21 protein-coding genes are annotated in these 24971 nt (G+C 73.0%); 16 read left to right on the top strand and 5 right to left on the bottom strand.

Annotated elements, in window-relative coordinates; translation table 11 throughout:
- Positions 1 to 284: 284 nt before the first annotated feature.
- The 7 genes from ABH931_RS11820 (at position 285) to ABH931_RS11850 (ending at position 9702) form a co-directional block, all read left to right on the top strand.
- Positions 285 to 1760 carry a GH1 family beta-glucosidase gene (locus ABH931_RS11820; RefSeq protein WP_370112321.1) on the top strand — a complete coding sequence of 492 codons (1476 nt, stop codon included), beginning with the start codon at positions 285 to 287 and terminating at the stop codon, positions 1758 to 1760.
- Positions 1761 to 2239: 479 nt separating this feature from the next.
- Positions 2240 to 3406, top strand: a complete 1167-nt coding sequence (locus ABH931_RS11825; protein WP_370112322.1) for a LacI family DNA-binding transcriptional regulator — start codon at positions 2240 to 2242, stop codon at positions 3404 to 3406.
- 12 nt (positions 3407 to 3418) lie between these two features.
- Positions 3419 to 4405: an ABC transporter permease gene (locus tag ABH931_RS11830; protein WP_370112323.1), complete on the top strand. Its 987-nt coding sequence runs from the start codon at positions 3419 to 3421 to the stop codon at positions 4403 to 4405.
- Positions 4406 to 4408: 3 nt separating this feature from the next.
- Positions 4409 to 5395 carry an ABC transporter permease gene (locus tag ABH931_RS11835; protein WP_370112324.1) on the top strand — a complete coding sequence of 329 codons (987 nt, stop codon included), beginning with the start codon at positions 4409 to 4411 and terminating at the stop codon, positions 5393 to 5395.
- Positions 5392 to 6558, top strand: coding sequence for an ABC transporter ATP-binding protein (locus tag ABH931_RS11840; protein WP_370112325.1), 1167 nt, complete (start codon positions 5392 to 5394; stop codon positions 6556 to 6558). Before ABH931_RS11835 ends, ABH931_RS11840 begins: the two co-directional genes overlap by 4 nt.
- Positions 6555 to 7724 carry an ABC transporter ATP-binding protein gene (locus tag ABH931_RS11845; protein ID WP_370112326.1) on the top strand — a complete coding sequence of 390 codons (1170 nt, stop codon included), beginning with the start codon at positions 6555 to 6557 and terminating at the stop codon, positions 7722 to 7724. Before ABH931_RS11840 ends, ABH931_RS11845 begins: the two co-directional genes overlap by 4 nt.
- 253 nt (positions 7725 to 7977) lie before the next feature.
- The gene (locus ABH931_RS11850) at positions 7978 to 9702 is read left to right on the top strand and encodes an ABC transporter substrate-binding protein (protein ID WP_370112327.1); all 1725 of its coding nucleotides are present in this window, start codon (positions 7978 to 7980) and stop codon (positions 9700 to 9702) included.
- A gap of 20 nt (positions 9703 to 9722) precedes the next feature.
- On the opposite strand, the gene ABH931_RS11855 is transcribed toward ABH931_RS11850, so the two are convergent.
- Complete coding sequence (locus ABH931_RS11855; protein WP_370112328.1) at positions 9723 to 10628, bottom strand: spermidine synthase; 906 nt, start codon at positions 10626 to 10628, stop codon at positions 9723 to 9725.
- Between the two features lie 287 nt (positions 10629 to 10915).
- Complete coding sequence (locus tag ABH931_RS11860; RefSeq protein WP_370112329.1) at positions 10916 to 11365, bottom strand: hypothetical protein; 450 nt, start codon at positions 11363 to 11365, stop codon at positions 10916 to 10918.
- A gap of 212 nt (positions 11366 to 11577) precedes the next feature.
- On the opposite strand from ABH931_RS11860, the gene ABH931_RS11865 reads away from it, so the two are divergent.
- Positions 11578 to 12948: a tetratricopeptide repeat protein gene (locus ABH931_RS11865; protein WP_370112330.1), complete on the top strand. Its 1371-nt coding sequence runs from the start codon at positions 11578 to 11580 to the stop codon at positions 12946 to 12948.
- 264 nt (positions 12949 to 13212) lie between these two features.
- Here ABH931_RS11865 and ABH931_RS11870 read toward each other — a convergent pair whose 3' ends face one another.
- The gene (locus tag ABH931_RS11870) at positions 13213 to 14223 is read right to left on the bottom strand and encodes an ROK family protein (protein WP_370112331.1); all 1011 of its coding nucleotides are present in this window, start codon (positions 14221 to 14223) and stop codon (positions 13213 to 13215) included.
- Between the two features lie 263 nt (positions 14224 to 14486).
- Between ABH931_RS11870 and ABH931_RS11875 the strand changes: the two genes are divergently transcribed.
- Both ABH931_RS11875 and ABH931_RS11880 read left to right on the top strand, forming a co-directional pair.
- On the top strand, positions 14487 to 15587 hold the full coding sequence (locus tag ABH931_RS11875) for a Gfo/Idh/MocA family oxidoreductase (RefSeq protein ID WP_370112332.1): 1101 nt from the start codon (positions 14487 to 14489) through the stop codon (positions 15585 to 15587).
- Positions 15584 to 16042, top strand: a complete 459-nt coding sequence (locus ABH931_RS11880) for a heme-degrading domain-containing protein (RefSeq protein WP_370112333.1) — start codon at positions 15584 to 15586, stop codon at positions 16040 to 16042. Before ABH931_RS11875 ends, ABH931_RS11880 begins: the two co-directional genes overlap by 4 nt.
- A 32-nt stretch (positions 16043 to 16074) precedes the next feature.
- Here the strand turns inward: ABH931_RS11880 and ABH931_RS11885 are convergent, their stop codons facing one another.
- Positions 16075 to 16713 (bottom strand): histidine phosphatase family protein, encoded by a 639-nt coding sequence (locus ABH931_RS11885; RefSeq protein WP_370112334.1) that lies wholly within the window; start codon positions 16711 to 16713, stop codon positions 16075 to 16077.
- A gap of 686 nt (positions 16714 to 17399) precedes the next feature.
- On the bottom strand, positions 17400 to 18119 hold the full coding sequence (locus ABH931_RS11890; RefSeq protein WP_370112335.1) for a TetR/AcrR family transcriptional regulator: 720 nt from the start codon (positions 18117 to 18119) through the stop codon (positions 17400 to 17402).
- Between the two features lie 286 nt (positions 18120 to 18405).
- On the opposite strand from ABH931_RS11890, the gene ABH931_RS11895 reads away from it, so the two are divergent.
- The 6 genes from ABH931_RS11895 to ABH931_RS11920 all read left to right on the top strand — a co-directional run bounded on the left by ABH931_RS11895 (position 18406) and on the right by ABH931_RS11920 (position 24967).
- Positions 18406 to 19137, top strand: coding sequence for a phosphatase PAP2 family protein (locus ABH931_RS11895; RefSeq protein ID WP_370112336.1), 732 nt, complete (start codon positions 18406 to 18408; stop codon positions 19135 to 19137).
- A 361-nt stretch (positions 19138 to 19498) separates the two neighbouring features.
- Positions 19499 to 20899, top strand: a complete 1401-nt coding sequence (locus ABH931_RS11900; protein WP_370112337.1) for a hypothetical protein — start codon at positions 19499 to 19501, stop codon at positions 20897 to 20899.
- Positions 20896 to 22410 carry a hypothetical protein gene (locus ABH931_RS11905; protein WP_370112338.1) on the top strand — a complete coding sequence of 505 codons (1515 nt, stop codon included), beginning with the start codon at positions 20896 to 20898 and terminating at the stop codon, positions 22408 to 22410. The genes ABH931_RS11900 and ABH931_RS11905 overlap by 4 nt, the downstream gene beginning before the upstream one ends.
- On the top strand, positions 22407 to 23777 hold the full coding sequence (locus ABH931_RS11910) for an AAA domain-containing protein (protein ID WP_370112339.1): 1371 nt from the start codon (positions 22407 to 22409) through the stop codon (positions 23775 to 23777). Before ABH931_RS11905 ends, ABH931_RS11910 begins: the two co-directional genes overlap by 4 nt.
- Positions 23778 to 23899: 122 nt before the next feature.
- Complete coding sequence (locus tag ABH931_RS11915; protein WP_370112340.1) at positions 23900 to 24250, top strand: hypothetical protein; 351 nt, start codon at positions 23900 to 23902, stop codon at positions 24248 to 24250.
- Positions 24251 to 24388: 138 nt separating this feature from the next.
- Positions 24389 to 24967, top strand: coding sequence for a bifunctional DNA primase/polymerase (locus tag ABH931_RS11920; protein ID WP_370112369.1), 579 nt, complete (start codon positions 24389 to 24391; stop codon positions 24965 to 24967).
- Positions 24968 to 24971: the final 4 nt, after the last annotated feature.

Genomic DNA, 24971 nt, shown 5'->3' on the forward strand with positions numbered 1-24971 from the left:
CCGGCCCCGTCACTTGTGCTGACTGGTCACCGACATCGGCCTTGTCACGGACATCCTGCCAGCGCGCGGTGGTGACCGGTGCCGTCACCCTAGCGCCTCCCATCGCAAAAGTGGGAGCGCTCCCAACTTTCCGATGAAAGAGGCGCGAGACTGCTTGACATCTCCCCGTAACAGGATCCAGGCTTCCGACACCAGGAAGTGGGAGCGCTCCCAGATCACCGAGCCTCCCGCAACCGTCCGTCCCCTCACCGCCCTCCGTCTCGGAACCCCGGGAGCCTGCTGCGATGACCTCCGTCGGCGCCTCGCCGTTTCTCCGTCCCCCAGGTCTTTCGACCGCCACCCGCTTCTCGCCGGCCGACGACGGCCTGCTCCACTTCCCGCCCGGCTTCCTCTGGGGCGCAGCGACCTCGGCCTACCAGATCGAGGGCGCGGCCGACGAGGACGGGCGCACCCCCTCGATCTGGGACACCTTCAGCGCCACACCCGGCAGGGTGCACCACGGCGACACGGGCGCGATCGCGGTGGACCACTACCACCGCTTCCGCGACGACGTGGCCCTGATGCGGGATCTCGGCCTCGGCGCGTACCGCTTCTCCGTCTCGTGGCCGCGGGTCCAGCCCACCGGCCGCGGCCCGGCCGTCGAGCGCGGCCTCGATTTCTACCGGCGCCTGGTGGACTCCCTGCTGGAGGCGGGGATCACCCCCGTGGCCACGCTCTATCACTGGGATCTCCCCCAGGAGCTGGAGGACGCCGGCGGCTGGCCCGCACGGGACACCGCCGAGCGCTTCGGCGGCTACGCCGCACTCGTCGCCGAGGCGCTGGGCGACCGCGTCACGCACTGGACGACGCTCAACGAACCGTGGTGCTCGGCCTTCCTCGGCTACGGCTCCGGCGTGCACGCGCCCGGACGTTCGGATCCCGGTGACGCGCTCCGCGCCGCGCACCACCTGAACCTCGGGCACGGGCGGGCCGCCGAAGCGGTGCGCGCCGCGGTGCCGCACGGGCGCCTGTCGGTCAGCCTGAACCTGCACCAGATCAACCCGCTGACGGACAGCGCCGCGGACGCCGAGGCCGTGCGCCGGATCGACGCCGTGGGCAACCGGATCTTCCTCGGGCCGATGCTCCACGGCCGCTACGACGACGACCTGCTGCACGACACCGCCCACCTGGTCGACTGGGAGCGACTGATCCACCCCGGCGACCTCGCCACCGCCCATGCCCCGCTCGACGCGCTCGGCATCAACTACTACTCACCGACCTGGGTTTCGGCCGAGGGGCCGAGCACCAGCGCCCTGCACGGAGTCGGTACCGCCTCCCCGTGGCCGGGTGCGGAGTCCGTGTCCTTCCACCAGCCGGCGGGCCCCACCAGCACCATGGGCTGGCCCATCGACGCCAACGGGCTCTACGAGCTGCTCTCCCGCGTCCACGAGGAACGGCCCGACCTCGCCCTGCTGATCACCGAGAACGGCATGGCCTGCGACGACTACCCGACGCCCGAGGGCGAGGTGAGAGATCCGGAGCGGATCGCCTACCTCCACGACCACCTCGCGGCGGTGCACCGGGCCCTCTCGTCCGGAATCGAGGTGCGCGGCTACTTCCAGTGGTCGTTCATGGACAACTTCGAATGGGCCTACGGCTACTCCAAGCGATTCGGGATGGTCTACGTCGACTTCGCCACGCAACGGCGTACCCCCAAGTCCAGCGCCTACTGGTACGCCGAGGCTGCACACCATGGAGCGATACCGCGTCCGGAACAGTAACGCTGCGTAGCACCCGCTCGTTGGACGGGACGTGCATGTGTTCGCCATTCCGTTCGCCGCAGCGCCCACGCCGGCACCCGCCCACGGGTCGGGTCCGGTGCCGATGGAACAGGTCGGACAGGTCGGCACGATGGCATGGTTGCTGCCGGTCCTCCTGGGCCTGCTGCTGACCGCCATCGCCTGCTACAAGCACCGCGGGCTGCCTGGCGGACACTAGCTCCGCCCAAGCGCGTAAGCGCTTACTGCACCTCCCCGCACACCGGATCGCCGGACAGACCCGCGCCCACCGTCGCACCCGGACGCGGACAACAACGTGTAGCTGCCATTCAGGTCTTGACGGTCAGTCATGCACCGATGACCGCTCCGCCGACGAAACATCGCAGCACGATAACGCCGCTGCCGCACAGTCTTGTCAGCCCCCGGAAGCAGTCCTACGGTCAAGCCGACCTTCAACAAGTAAGCGCTTACACGAGGTTCCGATGGATACACGCTCCAAGACCGACAACCCGCCGACGATCTACGACGTCGCGCGGCGAGCCGGGGTGTCCATCGCCTCGGTCTCACGGGTGCTCAACGGCCGGGACAACCCGCGCCCGGCCACCCGGGACCGCGTGCTCAAGGCCATCGCCGAACTCGGCTTCGTGCCCGACGGAGCAGCCCGGGCACTGAGCAGCCGGCTCAAGCACGTGGTGGGCGTGGTCTTCCGACGGGTCTACGGCACCGACGACGGCGGCACCTTCGCCGACGAGGCCGAGAACCTGATCTTCGGCGACCAGATCAACCGCGGCATCGAGATCGTCGCCCAGCGCTACGGCTACGACCTCCTGGTCTGTTCGGTCAACATCGACGAGCGGACGCTGCCCAACCGCATCATGACCATCGCCGGCAAGTGCGACGGCTTGATCCTGCACGACCAGGTGCTCTCGCCGGCCGGGCTCGCCGCGGTCGCCCGGGTGGTCCCGGTCGTCTCGCTGGCCGGCGCGGGCGGCGACGGGGTGGCCGCCGTCCGCAGCGAAAGCGCGGACAGCATGCGCGAGCTGGCCCGGCACCTGGTGCAGGACCACGGCTACCGACGCCTGGCCTACATCGCCGGACACGCCGACAGCCCGGACAACGTGGTCCGCGGCCGCTCCTTCGCCACGGAGGCCCGCTCACTCGGGGCCGAATGCCTGACCGGACCGGCCTGGCAGGGCGACTACTCCGCGGCCGGCGGCGTCGAGATCGTGCGTGGCCTGATCTCCCTGGGCGCCACCCTGCCCCGCGCCATCGCCTGCGCCAACGACCAGACGGCGCTGGGTGTGCTCTACGCCCTGGCCGAACACGGACTCGACGTCCCCGGCGACGTCGCGGTCACCGGCTTCGACGACCTGCCCTTCGCCCGCCACCTGCGTCCGCAACTCACCACCGTGCGCCAGCCCATCCAGGACATCGGCGCACAAGCCTTCGAGGTCCTCCATTCAATGATCACTTCTGGCCAGCCGGCCCCGGCCACCTCGTCCGTGGACGTCGACGCCACGGGCGACACCCTCGCGAACGCCCCGGCCGACGCCGCCGTCGACATCGTCCTGCCCACCCGCTTGATCCGCCGCGAGAGCTGCGGCTGCCCACCCGACCCCGCGACGCCCTCCTGGCGTCGCATCGTCTGAGCGGAGGTCGCCATGAGAGCGCTTCTGCGCAGACTCTGGTTCTACCTGCTCGCCGCCTACGCGGCGATCACACTCAACTTCTTCATCCCACGGATGGTGCCGGGCAGCGCCCTGCAGAACTTCCTCGCCAAGATGAGCACCGCCTCGCTGACGCCCGACCAGCTCCGGGCCCTCCAGGCCCAGTACGGCGGCGGCCACCAGGGGCTTGTCGGCCAGTACCTGACCTACCTGGGAAACCTGCTCCACGGCGACCTGGGCCTGTCGACCTCGCTGTCCACACCCGTCTCCACCGTGCTGGCCAACGACCTGCCCTGGACGATCGGCCTCGTCGGCACCGCCACGGTGATCTCCTTCCTGGTCGGCACCCTCATCGGGGTCCTGGCCGGCTGGCGACGCTCCGGCCTGCTCGACGCACTGCTGCCTGCGGCCACCTTCTTCCAGGCCGTCCCCTACTTCATCCTCGCCTCGCTGCTCATGCTGAGCCTCGGCTTCTACGGCGGGCTCTTCCCGACCGGCGGCGCCTACGACACCGGCCGCTACGCGACGGTCACGCCCGGCTGGAACGGTCCGTTCATCGCCAACGTGATCGACCACGGCGCCCTGCCGGCCGCCACCGTCGCGCTGGCCTCCATAGCCGGGTGGATCGTCGGCATGCGCAACATGATGATCACCACCATGGACGAGGACTACGTCCTCGTCGCGGCGGCCAAGGGGCTGCCCCGACGGCAGGTGGTGGCGGTGGCGGCCCGCAACGCGCTGCTGCCGAGCATCTCCAACTTCGCGCTGTCCATCAGCCTCGTGGTCACCGGTTCCATCGTCACCGAGATCGTCTTCAACTACGCCGGCGTCGGACGCGAGATCTTCAACGCCGCCCAGGCCGCCGACTACCCGGTGATGCAGGGAATCCTGCTCGTCGTCACCTTCACGGTGCTCGGCGCCAACCTGCTCGCGGACATCGTCTACGTCGCGCTCGACCCGCGCGCGAGAAAGGTGGCCTGAGCCGTGGCTTCCGCAATCCGCCCACGACGGGGCCGCTCGCGCAGCGGCCGCGCCCGCACGCTGCGCTCGCCGAAGGTCGCCGCCGGATCGCTGATCCTGCTCTTCTTCGTGCTCCTCGCCGCATTCGGCCCGATGGCCGCCCCGCACACCCCCGACTGGCGCGCCTCCCGGCTCGACAACGTTCCGCACCCGCCGTCGGCCCAGTTCTGGCTCGGCACGGACGTGCAGCAGCACGACCTGTTCTCGCAGCTGCTGGCGGGCGGACGGGACACCCTGCTGATCGCCTTCGTCGCCGGAGGCATCGCCACGGTCCTGTCGGTGCTCGTCGGGGTCAGCGCCGGCTATCTCGGCGGCAAGACCGACGAGGTGCTGTCGATCCTGACCAACATCTTCCTCGCGTTGCCCGGCCTGCTCATCCTCATGGTCGTCATGAAGATGATGCCGGACGGCGACACCGGCAACCCGCTGCTGATCGGCGCGGTCATCGCGCTGAGTGCCTGGGCGTGGGGCGCCCGGGTGCTGCGCGCGCAGACGCTGGCGCTGCGCAACCAGGACTACGTCGACTCCGCCCGGGTCGTGGGCGAGAGCCGGGTCCGGATCATCGTCTTCGAGATCCTTCCCAACCTGCTGCCCATCCTGGCCTCCTCCTTCATCTTCACCGTGATCTACGGGATCGGCGCCTACGCCTCGCTCGCCTGGCTGGGCCTGATCAATCCGACCACCGCCTCCTGGGGCACCATGCTCAACACCGCCCAGCAGTTCAGCGCGACCACGAGCGGCACCTGGTGGTGGTACGGGCCTCCGGCCCTGTGCGTCGCCCTCGTCGGCATCGCCCTGGCCCTGCTCAACTTCGGCATCGACGAGATCGTCAACCCCCGGATGCGCAGCACCCGCCGGGGCCGGCGCTCCGACCGCGGTCCGCGCTTCCAGCTCGGCCTCACCCCCGTCGTCCGCGATGTCGTGCGCGCCGAGGAAGGGATACGTCCGTGACGCAGATCCAGACCGGCCGCCGGCCGGTCACGACGCCGACCCGCGAGGTCGTGCTGGAGGTGCGCGGGCTCGACGTGCACTACGGTCACGGGCCAGGTGCGGTCCGGGCCGTCAGCGGCGCCGACCTGACGTTGCACCGCGGTGAGGTCCTCGGCCTCGCGGGCGAGAGCGGCTCCGGCAAGTCGACGCTGGCCTACGCCCTCACCCGGCTGCTCCGCGCGCCCGGTGTGATCACCGGCGGCGAGGTGCTCTTCCACTCCCGCCCCCAGGGCACAGGGGTCGACGGCGGGACCACGGCCGGCCCCGTCGAGACCGTCGACGTGCTCGCGGCGGACGCCGCGACGCTGCGCCGGATCCGCTGGTCGGAGCTGGCGGTGGTGTTCCAGAGCGCGATGCACGCGCTCAACCCGGTGGCCCGCGTCGACGCCCAGCTGACCGACGTGCTGAAGGCACACCGGCGGTCCATGACCGCCGCCCAGCGTCATGAACGTGCCGTGGAGCTGCTCCGGATGGTCGGCATCAGCGCCGACCGGCTGCGCAGCTATCCGCACGAGCTCTCGGGCGGGATGCGGCAGCGCGTCATGATCGCCATGTCGCTGGCGCTGGAGCCGCAGGTGGTCGTCATGGACGAACCGACCACCGCCCTGGACGTGGTGACCCAGCGGGAGATCCTCGAGGAGCTGATGCTGCTGCGCGAGCGCCTGGGCTTCGCGATCGTCTTCATCACCCACGACCTGTCGCTGCTGCTGGAGCTGGCCGATTCGATCGCGGTCATGTACGCCGGGAGGATCGTCGAGCGCGCCAGCGCGGCCGAGCTCTTCCGCGCTCCGCGCCACCCGTACAGCCTGGGCCTCAAGGGCTCCTTCCCGAGTCTGCACGGCGAGCGGGTCCGGATGGAGGGGATCCCCGGCTCCCCGCCGAGCCTCTCGGCGATGCCCACCGGGTGCGCGTTCCACCCGCGCTGCGCCTTCGCGATGGACCGCTGCTCCCGGGAGACCCCACCGCTGGTCACCCCCGCAACCGATCTGGCCGGCCCCGACGGGGTGCCGCCCAGCAGCCGGGCCAGCGCGTGCTGGCTCCAGGACGGGCAGCAGCCCGCTCCCGACGCGCTGGCTCTGCCCCTCCCACCCGCGTCCGCCCCTCTCCCCGGGAGCCCTTCATGACCGACACCGAAACCGCGGCCTGCCGCGCGCCGGTGGTCCACGGACCGGACCGTCCGGGGACGCCGGCTCTGGAGGCCCGCAGTCTGACGAAGCACTTCCCGGTCCACGGCGGCCTCGGCCGGGGCTCCTCCGTCGTGCACGCCGTGGAGGACGTCTCGCTGGCCCTGCCGCGGGGCACGGTCACGGCGGTGGTCGGCGAGAGCGGTTCGGGCAAGTCGACGCTGGCCCGGCTGCTGACCCAGCTGATCACGCCGACCACGGGCGAGCTGCTGCTCGACGGCGAGCCGGTGGGCACCGACGCCCGGTCCCGACGGGCCTACACCAGCCGGGTGCACCTGGTCCTGCAGGACCCCTTCTCCTCGCTCAACTCCGTGCACACGGTCCGCTACCACCTGGAGCGCCCGCTGAAGCTGCACGCCGGTCGGCGTCTGGGCAAGGAGGAGTTGGAGGAGCGCGTTCTCGCCCTGCTGGAGCGCGTCTCGCTCACCCCGGCCGAAACCTACGTCGATAAGTACCCGCACGAGCTCTCCGGCGGGCAGCGTCAGCGGGTCGCCATCGCGCGCGGCCTCGCGGTGGAGCCCGAGGTGCTGCTGGCGGACGAGCCGGTCTCGATGCTCGACGTGTCGATCCGGCTGGGCGTGCTTAACCTGCTCGACGAGCTGCGCGAGCGGGAGCAGTTGGCGATCCTCTACGTCACCCACGACATCGCCTCGGCCCGCTATCTGGCGGACTCGATCGTGGTGATGTACGCGGGGCAGATCGTGGAGTCGGGCGACGCGGTGCGAGTCACCGACGCGCCGGCCCACCCGTACACCCAACTGCTGCTCAGTGCCGCGCCGGACCCGGAACGGGCCGAGCCGCCGGTGCTGCGCGGGCGGGGCGCGCCGCCGAGCCTGGTCTCCCCGCCGAGCGGCTGCCGCTTCCACCCACGCTGCCCGTTCGCCATGCCCGTCTGCTCCGAACAGGCACCACCGACGTCGCCCGCGCCAGGGTCGGCCACGAGCCGGCACGTGGCGGCCTGCTGGCTCCTGGACCCGGAGCACGCGACCGGGCACGCGACCGAGCCCATGCCCGTGCCGGCCAGTGAGCGCGCACCCGCGCCGGAGTCCGGGACCGCGCCGGCCGAGAACGCGCCGGCACTCGAGAACGCGCCGGACCGGCCGTGATCCGCCCCCACGAGGCCGCCCGCCCACCGCCGTCGGGCTTGCGCCGATCGGAGCAGCAAGACCCAGGGGCCTGCGCAGCGGAGCCCCGGGCGAGCGCCAACTCGCCCGAGGCGACGTCCGCTTCCGACGACCCGTCCGTCCGGCATCCACCGGTCGGATCAAGGCACCAGCACCGCACCACCGTTCACGGACCTGGACATGGTCGCTCACCACTGGCCGGCACCCGCCGGTCGGACTCTAGGAGCGTACGACAATGAGACGCAGCACCACCATCAAGAGCATGGCCGTCCTGGCGGCCCTCGGACTGGGCCTGACGGCCTGCACGAGCTCCTCCCCCAAGGCCGGCGGCACGAGCAGCGGCGGGGGCGGCAACATCGCGGCCGAGACCCTCTACCTGGAGGACAACACCGGCGCCACCGCCTTCACCGAGGACTTCAACCCCTTCGACGGCAACTCCTTCAGCCGTAGCCAGAACACCGACGCGCTGGTCTACGAGCCGTTGCTGCAGTACAACACTCTCAATCCCAGCCAGGCGCCCACTCCGTGGCTCGCCGACAAGATCGACTGGTCCGCCGACGGCAAGACCGCCACGATCCACCTGCACGCGGGCGTCAAGTGGTCCGACGGCTCGCCTCTCACCTCGGCGGACGTCGCCTTCACCTACCAGCTGGTGACCACCGACGCGGCCGCGAACACCCAGGGCGTGCCGAAGGCCGCCTCCATCAGCACCCCGGACGCCTCCACCGTGGTGCTGACCTTCGCCGCGCCGGAGATCGCCAGTGCCCAGGCCATCGGCAACCAGCTGATCGTGCCCAAGTCCACGTGGTCCTCGATCTCCTCGCCTGCCACCGCCGTCATCAAGGCGTCCCAGGCGATAGGCACCGGCCCGTACCTGGTCGACGCCTTCGGCCCGCAGAAGGTCACCTACAAGACCAACCCGACGTACTGGGGCGGCAAGCCCAAGGTGCCCGAGGTGGCAGTCGCCAACTACGCCAGCAACGACGCCGCCGGCGTCGCCCTGGCGCAGGCGCAGCTCGACCTGGCGGGCAACGACATCAACAACCTGCTGACGAACTTCGTCGGCAAGGATCCGCAGCACAACCACCTGTTCCAGACCGACGCACCGTACTTCCCGGCCGGCAACACCGTCGCGCTGCTGCTCAACACCAAGAGCCCGACCGCGCCGGCACTGGCGGACGTGGCGGTGCGCAAGGCGATCAGCGCGGGCATCGACCGCGCCTCCATGGCCAGCCAGTGCGAGGGCAGTTACGAACTGCCCGCCTCCTCGTCGGGCGGGCTGACGCTGCCGCTCGACCAGACCTCGCTGAACCCGGCGACCACCGGCGACCTGAAGTCGGCATCCGACCCCACCACCGTGCAGAGCCTGCTCAGCGCGGACGGCTGGGCCAAGTCCGGTGGCAAGTGGACCAAGGGCGGCAAGACGATCTCCTTCACCATCATCGACCCGAACTCCTTCACGGACTACTGGTGCGATGCCAAGGCCATGCAGGACACCCTCAACGGCCTCGGCTTCGACGTGAAGATCAAGGGCGACATGGACTACAACGGCTGGAACACCGCCATCACCACCGGCAACTACGACGTGGCGCTCCACTGGGGCCAGGGCACGACGGCCTTCCAGCGGCTGCAGTTCATCCTGGACTCCACCCTGCTCTCGCCCGCGGGCCAGCCCTCCGCCGGTGACTTCAGCCGCTACCAGAGCAGCGCGGCCGACGCGGCGGTGAAGCAGTACCAGAACGCGACGACCCCGGCGGACCAGCAGACGGCGCTGAACGCGTTGCAGCAGCAGTTCTCCACGGACGTGCCGGCCGTGCCGGTGCTGTACGGCGCCTCCTGGTACGAGTTCAGCACGGCCAACTTCACCGGGTGGCCGACGAAGGACAACGCCTACGTCAACCCCTCGCCCCAGGATCAGGCGTACGAGTACATGATCCTGCACCTCACCCCGGTCAAGTGAGGTAGCGGCGCTTCCGTCCGTCAGGAACGGAAGACCGCCGAGGGCGGCTCCGGCGAGGCCTCGGCCTCCACGTCGTGAGCCGGCAGGGCGCCGGCCTGGAAGTCCTCCAGGTCCGCGCCCTGCACGATGCGGCCGAGCACCGGATCGCCCGCCATCGCCCGGCCCAGTTCCGGCAGTGGCAGCGGCGACGCGGCGGCCAGCAGGATCAGGTTGCCGAAACGCTTGCCGCGCAGCACCGCCGGGTCGGCGACCATCGCGACCTCGGGAAAGACCACGCGCAGGGTCGCGACCTGCCGCCGGGCGAAGGCGAGGCGCCCACCGTCGGCGATGTTGGCCGCATAGCGCCCGCCGGGCGCCAACGCTCGAACGACGGCCTGCGCGAACTCCACGGTGGCGCAGTGGGCGGGCACCCGGGCACCGCTGAAGACATCGGCGATCACCAGGTCCGCCCACCCCTCCGGGGTCCGGGTCAGCACCTCGCGTGCGTCGCCGCCGCGTACCCGGATCTGCCAGGCGCGGTCCAGCGGGAGCTCGCGGCGGACCAGCTCGGTCAGCGCCGTGTCGATCTCCGCCACCTGCTGCCGCGAGCGGGGGCGGGTCGCGGCGATGTAGCGCGGCAGGGTCAGTCCACCCCCACCGAGGTGCAGCGCGCTCACTGGACGGCCGGGCGCGGCGGCGAGGTCGGCGACCCGCCCGAGGCGCCGTTGGTACTCGAAGGTCAACCGGTGCGGATCGGCGAGGTCGACGTGCGACTGCGGGGCGCCGTCGAGAAGCACCGTCCAGGCCTGCGGGCGGTCCCGGTCGGGCACGAGCTCGGCGGTGCCGAAGGCCACCTGCTCCGTGATCGGCGCCACGACCGCGCCGCCGCGCCGGGACGCGGCCTCCGCCGGAGCCGCACTGACCTGGTCCTTCCGCTTTCTCGCCATCGGTCCAGTATCGGTGATCCCCCGAAGACGGCCGGAAGCGCGCCGCCAAGCCGGCGCTCTGCCCCGGGGGACACGGAAGCCGCGTGCCGAACGGCGCGAGGGGGCCAAGGCCGGCCCGAGCCGCAAACCGGGGCAGGAGCCGAGCCGCAAGCCGGGGGAAGCCGCGCGCGGAACGGCTCCGCGAGTCGGCGCCGGAAGCCGGGGCCCGGGCCGAGCGACAGGCCGCAGGCCGAGCCGGCGGCCAGGGGCCGGGCCGGGCCGGACGGACGGATGCGCAGGCGGGAAGCCTACGGGCGCGATCCCGGGACCTCGCTGGCGGCGAGAGTACGCGCTGCCTCGCCGAGTGCGGCGCGGAGCTCGCCCGGATCGGTGAGCGCGGGGCTGCCGACACCCACGGCCGGTGGCAGCAGCCAGTGCGGCTCCGTACCACGCGCGGGCATGGGCCGACAGGAGCTCCCCGGCAACTGCCACTGCGCGGCCGTGCCGAAGGGAACGAGGAAGGAGAGTGTCGACTCGGCCTGCTCCTCCCTCAGCGCCGTCTCCTCCAGCAGCACCGCCCCGCAGCCGCCCCGCAACCGCAGGATGTCCACGGTCTCCAGCCCCTGCCGCTCCGGGACCGTGACCACCTCGCACGCCGGACGGTCCGGGCGCAGCCCGCCGGCCGCCGCCGCACCGCGGGCCACCCCGGCGCGCGCCGACTCTCCGCGCCCCGACCTCTTGTCCGTCCTGCTCTGCACGGCCGCCTCCTCGTGCCCGAGTGCCTGCGCTGTACCTCCTACAACGCGCGGGGCACGCCAGGGCCACGGCGATCGAAACCCGCCGGGCGTGGCATTTCATGGCAGACCGATGCGACCACGTCCGACTGGTCCGATTTGTCAGAAAACCCAGCGTGTTCGAGTTCTCGCGGAGAGTAGTGTCACTCCTGCAATTCCGTACCAGGGGGTGCCGCATGGCTCACGTTTCTCTCCCTTCGCCCACCTCTCCCAACCTGCGGATGCGCGAACGCCGCGGAGATCTCTCCCCTCGCGAGTTCGCCGCGTCGGTCCGACGCGCGGCGCGCGAGATCGGGGAGCACGTCTCCTGCGACGCCCGTTACATCGGCCGGGTCGAGTCGGGGGAGATCCGGCGCCCCAACTACGCCTACGAGCGCGTCTTCCGCCACATGTTCCCCGGTGCCTGTCTGGCCGATCTCGGCTTCACGCCGCGAGGGGAGTCACGGCGCACAGCCGTGCTCCCGGCGCCACGCGACGAGGAGAACGACGACGTGCAGCGACGCACGTTCCTGACCGGCGGCCCGTTGGCCGTGGTCACCGCACTGAGCTGGGATGGCCCGGCCCGGGCAGAGAGCCCGCAGGCCCAGGAGCCCGTCCCGCAGGAGGTCGTCCCGGGATCCGGGGCGGTCCCACCCCCGGGCACCCGCGTCGGCTGGCGCGAGGTCCACGAGGTCGAGTCGGCGGTCCGTCAGATCCGCCTGCTGGACGACGTCCACGGTGCGGACACCCTGTTCGACCGCGCGGGCCACACCCTGCGCTCCACCTACCAGTTGCTCAACTGCGGCACCTACACCGCCAGGATCGAGGAGCGCCTGCAGGCCTGCGCGGGCGAGCTCGCCATCTCCGTCGGCTGGCTGGCCCACGACTCCGGGCGCCTGACGGAGGCCCGCTCCCTGTACGCCGAGGCGCTGGCCACGGCCCGGATGGCCGGCGACGCGGCACTGGAGGCGCACGCCTTCTGCAATACGGCCTTCCTGGCCCGCGACGCGGGTCGGCCGCGCGAGGCGGTCCGCGCCGCCCAGGCCGCGCGGAGCGCGGCAGCGGGCCTCGGTTCGCCCCGGCTCCAATCGCTCCTGGCGCTGCGCGAGGCCGGTGGCTGGGCCCTGTTGCGGGACCGCGGCTCCTGCGTCAAGGCCCTCGGCGAGGCCCGCACCGCCTTCGAGCAGGGCAGTTCGGCTCATGACCCCGAGTGGATGTCCTTCTTCAACGAGGCCGAGTTGGCGGGCCTGACGGCCCAGTGCTGGGCCGCCCTGGGCGAGTTCGAGTCCGCGGCAGACTGGGCGGAGCAGGCCATAGCGCTCCAGCCCACGCACTTCGTCCGCAACCGCACGCTCTACATGGCGGAGTTGGCGCACGACCAGCTCGGCCACGGCGCGGTGGTCGACGCGGCGGTCACGGGCACGTCCGCGGTGTCCCTGCTGTCCCAGGTGCGCTCCACCCGCATCCGCGGCATGGTCTCCGCCACGGCGGAGCGGATGCGTCCGCACCGCTCGGTGCCCGAGGTGTCGGAGTTCCTGGAGCAGTACCGGATGGCGCTCGCCTGCTGACGCGGGCGCCACACGTCCACCGCCCGCGGCGATCGACCGCGGGGCGATCCGCCACAAGGCAATCCGTTGCCCGGCGCGACAGAGCTGCGCGGCCTGTGGGGTGGGGCTCCCCCGTGGGCCGCGCATCGGCCGACCGGCCGGGGAGGGGCCTGTGCGGCCGGGAAGTCGCACACGCCCCTCCCCGGTCCGGACGGTCGCGAACCCGAGCACGACCCCACTCAGGTGCGAACCCACTCAGGTGCGAACCCACTCAGGCGAGCCGACTCAGGCGAACAGGCGACCGAGGACGAGCCCGGCGGCGCCGAGGGCGACGGCGTCGGCGCCGCTCGGGGCGATGGACAGGGTGACGGCCTGCCAGGTGGGGTCGGGGAGGCGGGCGGCGAGGAGTCGACCTACCTCGGAGAGGTAGAGCTCGGGGGCGACCAGGATCTCGCGCCCACCGAGCGTGATCTCGTCGAGGTCGAGTAGGCGGACGAGGTTGGCGATCGCCTCGCCCAGTACCCGTGCCGCCGCGTCGGGGGTGGGAGCGACCGACCACAGGGCCTCGACACAGCCGGTGTTGCCGCAGCGACAACGCGGCCCGTCCGGATCGAGCATCTGGTGGCCGAACTCGCCCGCGTTGGTGCGGGCACCGCGCTGGACCGAGCCGCCGAGAACGAGGCCCGCGCCCAGGCCCTGGTCGAGATGGATGAACGCGCGATTCGGCGAGCCGAGCCCGCTGAGCACCCCGGCGGTGCTGTCCTTCTCGATGAGCGTGGGCAGCCCCAGGCGCCGTTCCACCTCCTCCCGCAGCCGCAGGCCGTTCCAGGAGGGCGCGCCGGTGACCTCGTGCAGGACGCCCGCGAGCTGGTCGAGTGGTCCGGGCGAGGCCACGCCCACCCCGAGGACGCGCTCACGCGGCACATCGGCGAGAAGCAGGCCCACCTGCTCGCCCAAGAGGTCGAGCACCCGGCTCGGCCCCCACCCGGTGAGGTCGATCGGCAGGCGGCGGACGGAGGCCACCCGCCCGGCGAGGTCGGCGCGCAGGACGGTGAGCGCGTCCCGGCCGAGTTGGGCGCCCAGGGCCCAACTCGCCTGCGGAACGAGGCTGAGCAGGGTGCGCGGCTTTCCGCCGGTGGAGACGCCGCGACCGGTCTCGGTGAGCAGGCCCTCCTCGGTGAGGCGAAGCACGATCTTGCTGATGGCCTGAGCGGTCAGACCCGACTCCCGGGCCAGCTCCACGCGGCTGATCCCCGTCGCACCGGCAGCCGCGGCGCTGCGGACCAGGGTCAGCACGGTCGCGGCGTTGTGGTCCCGCAGCGCCGTGAGATTCGCCCCGGGGAGGGTTGCCCGACCGGTCGAGGTGGAAGGGGTTCCCGTGGGCGGTGGGACTGCCGTGGCAGGAGTGACAGGTGCGGCTGGCATGACAGGTGCGGCTGGCGTGACCGGCGCGCCGGGAGGAGTCGGGTCGCCGGGGGAGGTCGGGGAGCCGGGCATGGACACATGTCGATTATGCGGGATGCTTGCCACTTAATCCACACTGTTGTTTAACTGGGTCCATGGCGAACAGCACTCCCCCCACCACCCCGGTCGCCGCGACCGACGCACCCGGCGGCCCAGCGCCGCTGCGCGTCGGGCTGATCGGTTACGGCCTTGCGGGCGCGGTCTTCCACGCGCCCCTGATCGCGACCACGCCGGGGCTGCGCCTCGACGCGATCGTCACCGCGAATCCGGAACGCCAGGAGCAGGCCGCGGCCGCGCATCCGCAGGCACGGTTGCTCTCCTCCGCCGAGGAGCTCTGGCCGCTGGGCCTGGATCTGGTGGTGGTCGCCACGCCGAACCGCACCCACATCCCCCTGGCCACCGCCGCGCTGCGCGCCGGTGTCGCCGTCGTCGTCGACAAACCGCTGGCGGCGACCTCCGCCGAGGGTGCGGCGCTCGCCGAGCTGGCGGAGACACGCGGCCTGCCGCTGAGCGTCTTCCAGAACCGGCGGTGGGACGGGGACTTCCTGACCGTCAGCGAGCTGGTGCGGTCGGGCCGCTTGGGCCGGGTGCACCGCTTCGAGTCCCGCTTCGAGCGCTGGCGCCCCCAGCTCAAGGGCGGCTGGCGCGAGTTGGGCGACCCAGACGAAGCCGGGGGCCTCCTGTACGACCTGGGCAGCCACCTGGTCGACCAGGCGCTCACCCTCTTCGGTCCGGCTGTGAGCGTCTACGCCGAGCTGGACGTGCGCCGCGAGGGCGCCGTGGCCGACGACGACTCCTTCCTCGCCCTCACCCACGCCGACGGCACCCGCTCCCACCTGTGGGTGAGCGCGACCGCCGGTGAACTCGGCCCGCGCTTCCGGGTGCTGGGCAGCGAATCCGCGTACACGAGCTGGGGGCTCGACGGCCAGGAGGACGCCCTCCGGGCGGGCCGGACTCCCGCCGACGAGGGCTGGGGCATGACGCCCGCCGCGATGTTCGGACAGCTGGGCACGGTGGACGACTCCGTCGCCCACCCCACGCTCCCCGGCGCGTACGAGGCCTACTACGCCGGAATGGCCGCCGCCCTGCACGGACTGGCGCCCGTCCCGGTCGAGCCGCGCGACGCCGTCGCCGCGCTCAGGGTGCTGGAAGCCGCGCGGCACTCCGCCGCCGAGGGACGGATGGTGAAGCTGTGACCACGACCGCCGAACTCATCGACCAGGAGCGCCGGCTGCAGTTCGCCCGGTTCACCAACGACGACGCCTGGCGTCTCGGCTGCCTCCTGGTCGACATGGCGCGCGAACGGCAGCTGCCGGTCACCGTCGACATCCGCCGTGGTGACCAGCAGCTCTTCCACTTCGCCGCGACCGGCACCTGCGCGGACAACGACGCCTGGATCGAGCGCAAGATCCGCGTGGTGCGGCGGTACGGGGCCAGCTCCTACCTGGTGGGGCAGCGCTTCCGCGAGCAGGGCAGCAGCTTCGAGGAGAAGTCGCGCCTGGACCTCGACCGGTACGCCGCGCACGGCGGCGCCTTCCCGGTCGTGGTCACGGATGTTGGCCTGGTCGGGACGGTCACCGTCTCCGGGCTGCCGCAGGTGGACGACCACAAGCTGGTCGTCGAGGCCCTGGAGCGGTTCCTGGAGGGGTAGGCGGCGGGCTCTCCGTCACGACGGAAAGCCGCTCAGGCGAGGTGCGCGGCGTCGTTCCAGCGTTCGACGGCGCGTGCCCCGTACTCCCAGGTCAGGACGGAGAGGGTGGCCGGTCCCAGCTTGAACTGCTGCCCGCCCTCCGGTGCCAGGCCGAGCCAGCGGGCGGTCATGATCCGCAGCAGGTGGCCGTGAGCGAAGACGACGACGTCGCGATCGGCCCCGTGCATCTCCGTGGTGTCCGGGTGCGGCACGCCCGCGCGGGCGTCCACATCGGCGAGGAAAGCGTCCACCCGGGCGCCGACCTCGGCGAGCTTCTCCCCGCCGGGGACGCCGTCGCGCCAGATCAGCCAGCCCGGCTGGTGGTCCGCACGGATCTCCGGGCCGGTGAGGCCCTCGTAGGCGCCGTAGTCCCACTCCAGCAGCCGGTCGTCGGTCCGGAGCCGCTCGCCGAGGCCGGCCAGCTCGGCCGTCTCCCGCGCGCGCTGCAGCGGACTGCTGAGGATCTCCGCCTCCCCGAGCCCGTCCCACGGCGCGGCGGCCAGGCGGGCACCCAGGCGGCGTGCCATCGCACGCCCCTCGTCGGTCAGTGGGACGTCGGTGCGTCCGGTGTGCCGACCGGTGGCGGACCAACCGGTCTCGCCGTGCCGAACCAGCAGGATCCGCGCGGGCATGCGTGCCTCCTCAGGCGCCGTCGGGCCTCCCGGCCCGCGCCGCGCTGCGCGGGCCGGGGCACCCGGTATCCGTCGAACACCTCCATGATCCCGGAGTTCCCACCTCATCGCGCCACCGTCCACGTGCCGAGCGCGCGGGAGCGCTGACGAGCGAGCGGGCCAGGCGGACAGGGGCAGGCCGGTCGGCTCGCGAGCCGGGACCGGGAGGTCTCCGAGCCCGGGCCGCTGGCGACAGGCGTACGCGGCAGGCACGGGCACGCAGGAAGGGCCGGGGCTCAGCAAGGTGGTCGGCACCGAGGTGAGGACGGAAGCCCTCCCACCCCAGGCCGCGGGCGTCAGACGCGGCAGCCGCACACAGGGCGAGACAGGCACCGCAGGCTGCCCGGGGCGCGAGCCGGGACCGGGAGGTCTCCGAGCCCCGGCCGCTGGCGACAGGCGTACCCGGCAGGCGGGAGCGCGCGAGCAGGGCCGGGGCTCAGCGGGGTGGTCGGCCGGAGAGGTGGGGACGGAAGCCCTCCCAACCCAGGCCGCGGGCGTCAGGCGCGCGGCAGGCGCCCGCGAGCGGGAGGGCAGGGCCGGCACGGAGGCGGGGTCGGGAGCTCGCCGAGCCCGGCCGCAGCCCGCAGGCCGCGGGCGGGCGTGGGGCATGGGGCATGGGGCCGGGGCGTGGGTCGGTGGGAACCCGGTCAGGCAGGGGTGGTGGGAGTGGTGGCGAGGGTGCGGATGCCGCAGAGGATGAGGTCGAGGCCGTAGGCGTACTCGTCGGAGCCGCTCTCCGTGCTCAGGAGGAGTTCCGGGGCGAGGTCGGCCAGATGGGGGAAGCGGTCCTGCGGGAGGGCGGCGATGCGGGCGCGGAAGGCATCCAGCGCCTCCGGGTGGGCGCAGGCGCGAACCTCGCGCAGGGCCGAGCCGATGGTGAAGCGTGAGAGCGTGCCGTAGGCGCGCGCGGCGTCCTCGCGCCCCAGGCCACCCTCGCGCAACAGCGCGAGCATGCGGTCCATGGCCGCGGTCGCGGTGTCGAGGAAGTCCTCGTTGGCCGTGGACTCCGCCAGCAGGCGGAGAACGGCCGGGCGGCCGGTGAACAGCTCGTGCACCGCCACGCAGGCCGCGCGCAGCTGCTGGTCCCAGCTGCCCTCGGTGCTCGGCGGGGTGTAGGCGGCGAGCACCCGGTCGCGGGCGGCGCGGAACAGCTCGTCCTTGCCGCGGAAGTAGGTGTAGAGAGCCATGGTCCCGACGCCGAGATCCTCGGCGAGGGCCCGCATCGAGAAGGCGTCCAGGCCCTTCTCGTCCAGAAGGCGGAGCGCGTGATCGAGGATCAGGTCGGAGCTGAGCGATCCCCGGGGCGCACGTGACCGACGGGCCGGCCTGGGCGGCGCGGCGGTGGCGGTCGAGTGCTCGGAGGACATGTCTGGAGCGTACACAGGCCTGGTAAGGGCCATCTCGGTCACTCCCTCGCGGTCGGACGGGGTGGTTGCGCCGATGTATAACGTACATCGTACGGTAGCGTGTACGTTCTGCTCGCCCAGTCCTCGGACCGTTCCGTCCCCGGACAGCCCCTGACCTGCGCGGAGCTCTGCCATGTCCACAACTGCCACGCCCCCCGGCGCACCCGAGGCGGACACCCCGCCGCGGCCACGGCGCACCGAACGGGAGGCCCTCTCATGGCGGGCCGCGTGGGGGCGTGCGGGATGGTTGCGGGAGCTCGTTCTGGTCGCGGCCGTCTACTTCACCTACGACGGCAGCCGGTTGCTGGTCCGCGGTGGCATCGAACGGGCCCAGCGGGACGCCCTGCGGCTGCTCGACGTCGAGCAGTGGCTGCACCTCGACCCGGAGCGCCGGCTCAACGCCGACTTCACCAGCCACAGCTGGCTCGGCATACCGGCGGACTTCGCCTACGCGTCCCTGCACTACGCGGTGACGCCCGCGGTACTGATCTGGCTCTGGCGGCACCACCGCGCGGTCTACCGGCGCGCCCGCACCTGGCTCGCGCTCACGACCGTGCTGGCCCTGGTCGGCTTCGTGCTCTTCCCGGCCGCGCCCCCGAGGCTGCTCCCCTCGGGCTTCGGCTTCACCGACACCATGGCGCAGCACGCCGGGATCGGCTGGTGGGGCGGCAGCGCGAGCGTGCCGACGGGACTCGCGTCGATGACGAACGAGTTCGCCGCGATGCCGAGCCTGCACGTGGGGTGGGCCCTGTGGTGCGGGCTGATGCTGCTGACCCACGCACGGGACCGCACGGTGCGGACGCTGGGCGTGCTCTATCCGGTGATCATCTCGATGGTGGTGATGGGGACCGCCAACCACTACCTGTTCGACGCCCTCGCGGGCGCGGGCGTGGTCCTCCTCGGCCGTGCTCTGACCGACCCGGCCCTGCGACTGTGGGACCGGCGCGGCCTCGCGCCCGGAGCGCTCCCCCGCCCGTGACCGCGCCGTCGGCCGAGGGAGTGGCCGAGGGGTGGCCAACCGGCTGGCCCGGGCTGGTCCCGGAGGCTCACGGGGCAAGCAAGCAGTCCGGGACAAAGATCAATCGGCGAGCGGCCCGATGCGATCATCAGCGTGTGCCTGTCATCGACGCGCGCCTCCCTGCCCGGGCGGGTGACCCGCATCCCGCGGTGACGACCAGGCACAGCACCGGCTCGGCACCCGGGCCTCGGGACGGATGTCAGTGCCAGGTGCAACACTGGCGGGCACCATGAACCACAGCACGCACCCACGGGTCGATCAGCCCCTCACCTCCCTCGAAGCGCGCCTGGGCGCGCTCCGCGGAGGTGCCGCAGCGCGCAGCATGGACGCCCGAGGGCTGGCCGCGCTCGCGGCCAATCCGGCGTGCGACCGGCGCGCCGTGCTCGATGCCGCGGGCGTCGACAAGGCCGCGTTGGCCGGGCGGTTGGGCAGCCCGGCCGCGTTCGGCCAGTCGCCGTTCGCGATCACGCGCGGCCTCGTCTTCGAGCGCAGGCTGCGGTCGGAGCGCTGTGCCGAGTTGGCCGCGCTGCTGCGGACGCGACTGCTGCCGGAGGAGTCGGCGCAGCTGCCGGTCGAGGTGCCGGACCTGCTCGCCTCCGAGGGGCCGGCCGTGCGGGCCGCGCGCACCCGCGCGGCGCTGCTCGAGGCGGCGGCGGACGCGGCCGCGGGCCGCGCGTGGACGCTGCTCGACCGCCCGTTGCTGCGCCTGGAGGTCGCCGGCTCCGCGGTCTCCCTGGAGCCGGACGCGATCGTGGTCGGCCCGGACGGGCGCTGGACGGTGGTGGAGATCAAGTCCTTCCCGATCCTGGACGGCAGCGCCGATCCGGCGAAGGTGGGCGCTGCGGCCCGCCAGGCGGCGGTCTACGTCCTCGCCCTGCGGGCGACCGCCGCCGCGCTGGACGCCTCCGGCGCGGCGGCAGCGGCAGGCGCAGGCATGCAGGGCACGGGCATGACGGGCGCGGGCATGACGGGCACGGGCACGACGGGCGCGGGCATGCAGGGCACGGGCACGACGGGCGCGGGCACGACGGGCACGGGCACGACGGGCACGGGCACGACGGGCGCGGGCATGCAGGGCACGGGCATGCAGGGCGCGGCAGCCGAAGCCACCGACGTGGCCGGCGCCGGGGCCGGCGCCGGCGCCGCAGGGACAGCGGGCGCCGGGGCTGCCGGCGCCGCAGGCGTGACCGGCTCGGCAGCCGCCGGCGCGGACGGGTCGGGCGCGCAGGTCGGCGGCGGGGTGGCGGACGGGGCCGGCGCGGCGGCCGGGACGCCGTTGTCGCCCTACGCCGAGCCGGTCGGGCTCCCGGGTGTCGTGCGGACGACGGGGCTGCTGGTCTGTCCGCGGGACTTCTCCAACGTCGCCGTCGCCGCGCCGCTGGACCTGCGCAAGCAGCTCGCGGTGACGAGGCGCCAGTTGGCGCGGATGACGAGGATCGAGACGTTGCTGTCCGTCCTGCCCGAGGGCGTGCGGCTGGACGAGGCGCCGGGGGCGGTGGACGCGCTCGCGCACGCCTACACCCCGGACTGCCTGGCCGCCTGTGAGCTCGCGTTCCACTGCCGTACGCAGGCGCGGGACGCGGGTGCCGTGGAGGTGCTGGGGCGCGGTGTGCGCGGGGAGCTCGGCGAGCTCACGACGGTCGAGGCCGCGCTGGCCGCGACCGCCGAGGGCGGGGCGCTCGCTCGTGCCGCCCGGCTGCGGGCGGAGGCGCTGACGCGATGAGCCTGCTCACCACCCTGGCCCGGCTCCAGGCGATCCGCTCGGGCGTCGCGCAGCCGCTCGCGACGGTGCGGCACCGCCATCTCTCGGACCGGCCGTTCGTCCTGGTGCCGCTCGCCGCCGCCGGTGAGGCAGGCGCGCCACTGGCGATGCTGCTCGGCCAGGACCGGGAACGTCCGCGCCTGCTGACGGTGTCCCAACCCCTGGTCCGCGACCAGCGGTTCGCGTTCCTGTCCCGCCTCGGCGACGAGCTGCTGCCCTACCTGGAGAGCTTCGGCACCGAGGTCGAGCTGATCGAGCGCTCCGCCAAGGATCCGGAGTCGGGCGAGAGGACCGTCGAGGTGCGGGAGTTGTGCGCGGACGCGCCGCAGCTGGTCGTGCCGAACCCGGGCGGGGCCGAGCTGCTCGGGCTGTTCGGCCGTTCCACGCGCTTCCGCCGCACCGCCGAGGACCCCGACCCCGGCCCGTACCCGGCGCCCGCGCGGGTACCGCTGCTCGGGCGGTGGCTGACGCACGTGTCGGACCGTTCGAACGTGCCGGGCTCGTCGATGCTGCTGCCGCTCACGGCCACGCTCTCGCGCCACTGGGCCACCGGCCAGAGCTCGCTGGAGGACGCCCATCTCGGCGCGCTGCTCGCGTGGATCTCCCCGCCCGAGGGCGAACGCGGCGAGCAGGCCGCGCTGCGCGCCGAGAACGGCCGCGACGCGCGGGGGCAGTTGCTCGTGCCGCCCGCTGGTCCGGCCACCGACCCGGACTTCGACAGCCTGCTGCTCTCCCCCGCCGTCACCCGCTACGACGCGGCCCGCGCGGCCCAGGACGAGCGGCTGACGCAGGCGCGGGCCCAGGAGATCGAGGCGCTGCTGGAGTCCGTGCTGCTGCCGGTCTGGCACCAGGTCTGGCAGGGCATCGACCTGCTGCGCACGCTCCCGCCGGCCGCTCACGTCGAGGAGCGCTGGGAGAGCGACCGCTGGTCCTACACGCACCACCGCGACCGGGTGGCGGCCGGCGAGCCGCCGCAGCCGTTGCACGACGACGCGGTGACGGCGGCGCGCAAGCTCGCACAGCGTGAGCGCGAGCAGGTGCGGGTGGATCTGGAGGAGGCGCTCGACGATCCGCTGGCCATGGCCGAGCACCGGCTCGCCGGGCAGGCCTTCGCCGGCGAGGTCGTGGAGGTGCAGCCCGCCTACGACACCACGGGCCGCAGCCCGAAGCCGCGCCCGCTGGTCACCGTCCGCACCGAGGACCGACCGCATCTCGATCCGGGGGGCGAGGTGCACCGCGCCGGCGGGCCCGCGACGCAGAAGGCCGCGCTGGTGGCGCTGGACGCCGAGGCGGGGCTGCTGACGCTGCGTCTGCTGAACGGGATGGGACGCAAGAAGGAGCCGGAGCCCGGCACGGTGCCGGAGCCCGGCGACGCGGTGTGCTTCACGCTCTTCGAGCTGACCGCCCGCCAGTCCGCGCCGCTGCCCGAGCCCGAGGACACGCCCTGGACCCATGGAGGGCCGCCGAAGTGACTCCGCCTCCCGCCTCCGCTCCCACGCCGACCCCCGGCGAGCAGGCCGATGCCGCCGTGGCGGCGATCCTCGCGTCCGCGCTGCACGGTGGCGAGCGCGGCACCGTCGTCGACTCCCCGCCGGGAGCGGGCAAGTCGACGCTGGTGGTGCGGGCCGCCCGCGAGCTGGTCGCGACCGGCGAGCGGCTGATGATCGTCGCGCAGACGAACAGTCAGGTCGACGATCTGGTGGACCGCCTCGCCGAGAAGGAGCCCGCGCTGGCCGTCGGCCGCCTGCACGGCAGTGACGCACTGCCGTCCGAGATCGCGATGCGGCACCCCGGCGTCGTCGCCTCCACCAAGGTGGCGGACCTGCGCGAGCTCCCGGTCGTCGTGGCCACGGCGGCGAAGTGGCAGTGGGTCAAGGACACCGAGCCGTGGCGGCACGCGATCGTCGACGAGGCCTACCAGATGCGCTCGGACGCGCTGCTGGCCGTGGCCCGTCTCTTCGAACGCGCGCTGTTCGTCGGTGACCCGGGCCAGCTGGACCCGTTCAGCATCGTCGGCACCGACGACTGGGCCGGTCTGCACCACGATCCCTCGCAGAGCGCGGTGATGACGCTGCTCGCGCACAACCCGGGCATCGTGCCGCACCGGCTCCCGGTCTCCTGGCGCCTGCCGGCGTCGGCGGCGCCGCTGGTCTCGGACGCCTTCTACCCGTTCACGCCGTTCCGCGCGGGTACGGAGCCCGGCGACCGCCGGCTGGAGCTCGGCCCCGCCACTCCCCCGCCGGCCGCAGGGCTCGCGCCCGCGCTGGCGCGGGCCGCCGACGAGGTGCTCGACGTCGCGGCCGCCTCGGGATGGGGCCTGTTGGAGCTGCCCGCGCGGCTGACGGTCCGCACCGATACGGAGGCCGTCGCGGCGGTCGCCGCGGTGGTCGCCCGCCTGCTCGCCAGGGGCGGCGAGGCGCTGTCCGAGCGGGGTTCGGCCGCCGTCGACGCGGAGCGGATCGCCGTCGGCACCGCGCACCGCGACCAGGCGGCGGCGGTCCGCTCGGCGCTGGCCGCCCTGGGCGTGACGGGCGTGACGGTCGACACCGCGAACCGCCTGCAGGGGCGCGAGTACGACGTCACGGTGGTGCTCCACCCGCTGTCCGGACGCCCGGACGCGACGGCGTTCCACCTGGAGACGGGCCGTCTGTGCGTGCTCGCCTCGCGGCACCGGCACGCGTGCGTCGTGGTGACCCGGGCCGGTATCCCGGAACTGCTCGACGCGCATCCGTCGACGGAACCGGTGCAGTTGGGGGTCGTCTCGAAGTTCCCCGACGGCTGGGAGGCGAACCACGCGGTGCTGGAGCACCTCCGGCGCCATCGGGTTCCCACGGCCTGAGGGCCGGTACTCCGCCCGGCGGGAATACGTGGTCGCCGAGGCCCTGTTCCTCACGCGGTGGCGTGGCCGGACAATGGAATGACGGCAGCCGCCCTTCCCCTCGATTCCTCAGGAGGTTTCCGATGTCCGACTCCCCGGCCGATCGCTCGCCGCTGCGGAGGCTTCGCCCTGCCCCGCTGCTCTTCGAGCCGGGGCTCGCTGAGCCGGAGAAGGAGCACTTCTTCGACCTGGAGTCGATCGAGGACCCGCGCGAGCTGCTCACCCGGGCGACCGAGCTGACGCTGGCGTTCCGCGCCGCGGCCGAGCGGGCCAGTGAGTTCCAGGCGCTGGCCGCGGCCCAGCTCGCGGATACGCGGCGGTTCGACAATCTCAGCGTGGAGGAGATCGCCGCCTCAGCGGACTGGACCCCGGACTACGCGGCGAAGATGGTCGAGCACGGACGCGGCCTGCAGCAGCGGCGACCGGTCGACTGACCACTCCTTTCACTCCAGCCCCAGGGAATTGGCATATGCCAGGCGCCATATGCCAAAGGCAGCGGATGGTACTCCGCCGACCCCTCCGCTGTCCGGGTTTCCCGGGTTCCGAAGGCGGGGCCCACGCCCGCTCGGTACCTGTGGAGCGTGGACATGTGGACCTATGACTCCGTCGAGTACGTGACCGTGGCCGGTGAGGCCTGGCTCGCCTCCGCCAGTGAGTACCCGCGGAGCATGCGCGCGCTGTGGGAGGCGCGCCCCTGGGCAGCGACGGTACTGCCGTGCGGGCGCGTCTTCGACGTCATCAACATGCCGGGCCTGTTCGGCCGCCGGGTGCTGGACGAGCTGTGGTCCAGCGGACCGGGCTGCGGGCCGGTGGCGACCTTCCGCGGCCGGATCCTCGTCTTCGCCGAGCCCGGCACGGCGGCGCGGCTGCGGCCGCTGCTGGTCTGGGAGGAGTGGGCGCGCGACGTACCGCCGCTGCTCTGCCACGGCCAGGGGGATGCGATCACCGTGCCCCCACTCCAGCGGCCGCTGGACGCGCCCGAGGGCCAGGGCCGCTGGATCGTCGCGCCGGACGGGCGCGAGCCGTGGCTGCCCGGCTCCTCGACCCTGCTGTGGGCATGCGTGCGCGCCGCGCGCGACCTGCCCCGGGAGGAGCCCGCCGGACGGCCGGAGAGCACGGCCGGGGTCGACGCGGTACCTGCCCACCGCTGACCCC

This window comes from Streptacidiphilus sp. MAP12-33 (genome assembly GCF_041261265.1).
Taxonomy (GTDB): Bacteria; Actinomycetota; Actinomycetes; order Streptomycetales; family Streptomycetaceae; genus Streptacidiphilus.

Bases quoted from the DNA above. Each gene is read 5' to 3' on its own strand.
- ABH931_RS11820 (WP_370112321.1), top strand. From the start codon at position 285: ATGACCTCCGTCGGCGCCTCGCCGTTTCTCCGTCCCCCAGGTCTTTCG.
- ABH931_RS11825 (WP_370112322.1), top strand. From the start codon at position 2,240: ATGGATACACGCTCCAAGACCGACAACCCGCCGACGATCTACGACGTC.
- ABH931_RS11830 (WP_370112323.1), top strand. From the start codon at position 3,419: ATGAGAGCGCTTCTGCGCAGACTCTGGTTCTACCTGCTCGCCGCCTAC.
- ABH931_RS11845 (WP_370112326.1), top strand. From the start codon at position 6,555: ATGACCGACACCGAAACCGCGGCCTGCCGCGCGCCGGTGGTCCACGGA.
- ABH931_RS11850 (WP_370112327.1), top strand. From the start codon at position 7,978: ATGAGACGCAGCACCACCATCAAGAGCATGGCCGTCCTGGCGGCCCTC.
- ABH931_RS11855 (WP_370112328.1), bottom strand. From the start codon at position 10,628: ATGGCGAGAAAGCGGAAGGACCAGGTCAGTGCGGCTCCGGCGGAGGCC.
- ABH931_RS11865 (WP_370112330.1), top strand. From the start codon at position 11,578: ATGGCTCACGTTTCTCTCCCTTCGCCCACCTCTCCCAACCTGCGGATG.
- ABH931_RS11875 (WP_370112332.1), top strand. From the start codon at position 14,487: ATGGCGAACAGCACTCCCCCCACCACCCCGGTCGCCGCGACCGACGCA.
- ABH931_RS11885 (WP_370112334.1), bottom strand. From the start codon at position 16,713: ATGCCCGCGCGGATCCTGCTGGTTCGGCACGGCGAGACCGGTTGGTCC.
- ABH931_RS11890 (WP_370112335.1), bottom strand. From the start codon at position 18,119: ATGTCCTCCGAGCACTCGACCGCCACCGCCGCGCCGCCCAGGCCGGCC.
- ABH931_RS11900 (WP_370112337.1), top strand. From the start codon at position 19,499: ATGGACGCCCGAGGGCTGGCCGCGCTCGCGGCCAATCCGGCGTGCGAC.
- ABH931_RS11905 (WP_370112338.1), top strand. From the start codon at position 20,896: ATGAGCCTGCTCACCACCCTGGCCCGGCTCCAGGCGATCCGCTCGGGC.
- ABH931_RS11915 (WP_370112340.1), top strand. From the start codon at position 23,900: ATGTCCGACTCCCCGGCCGATCGCTCGCCGCTGCGGAGGCTTCGCCCT.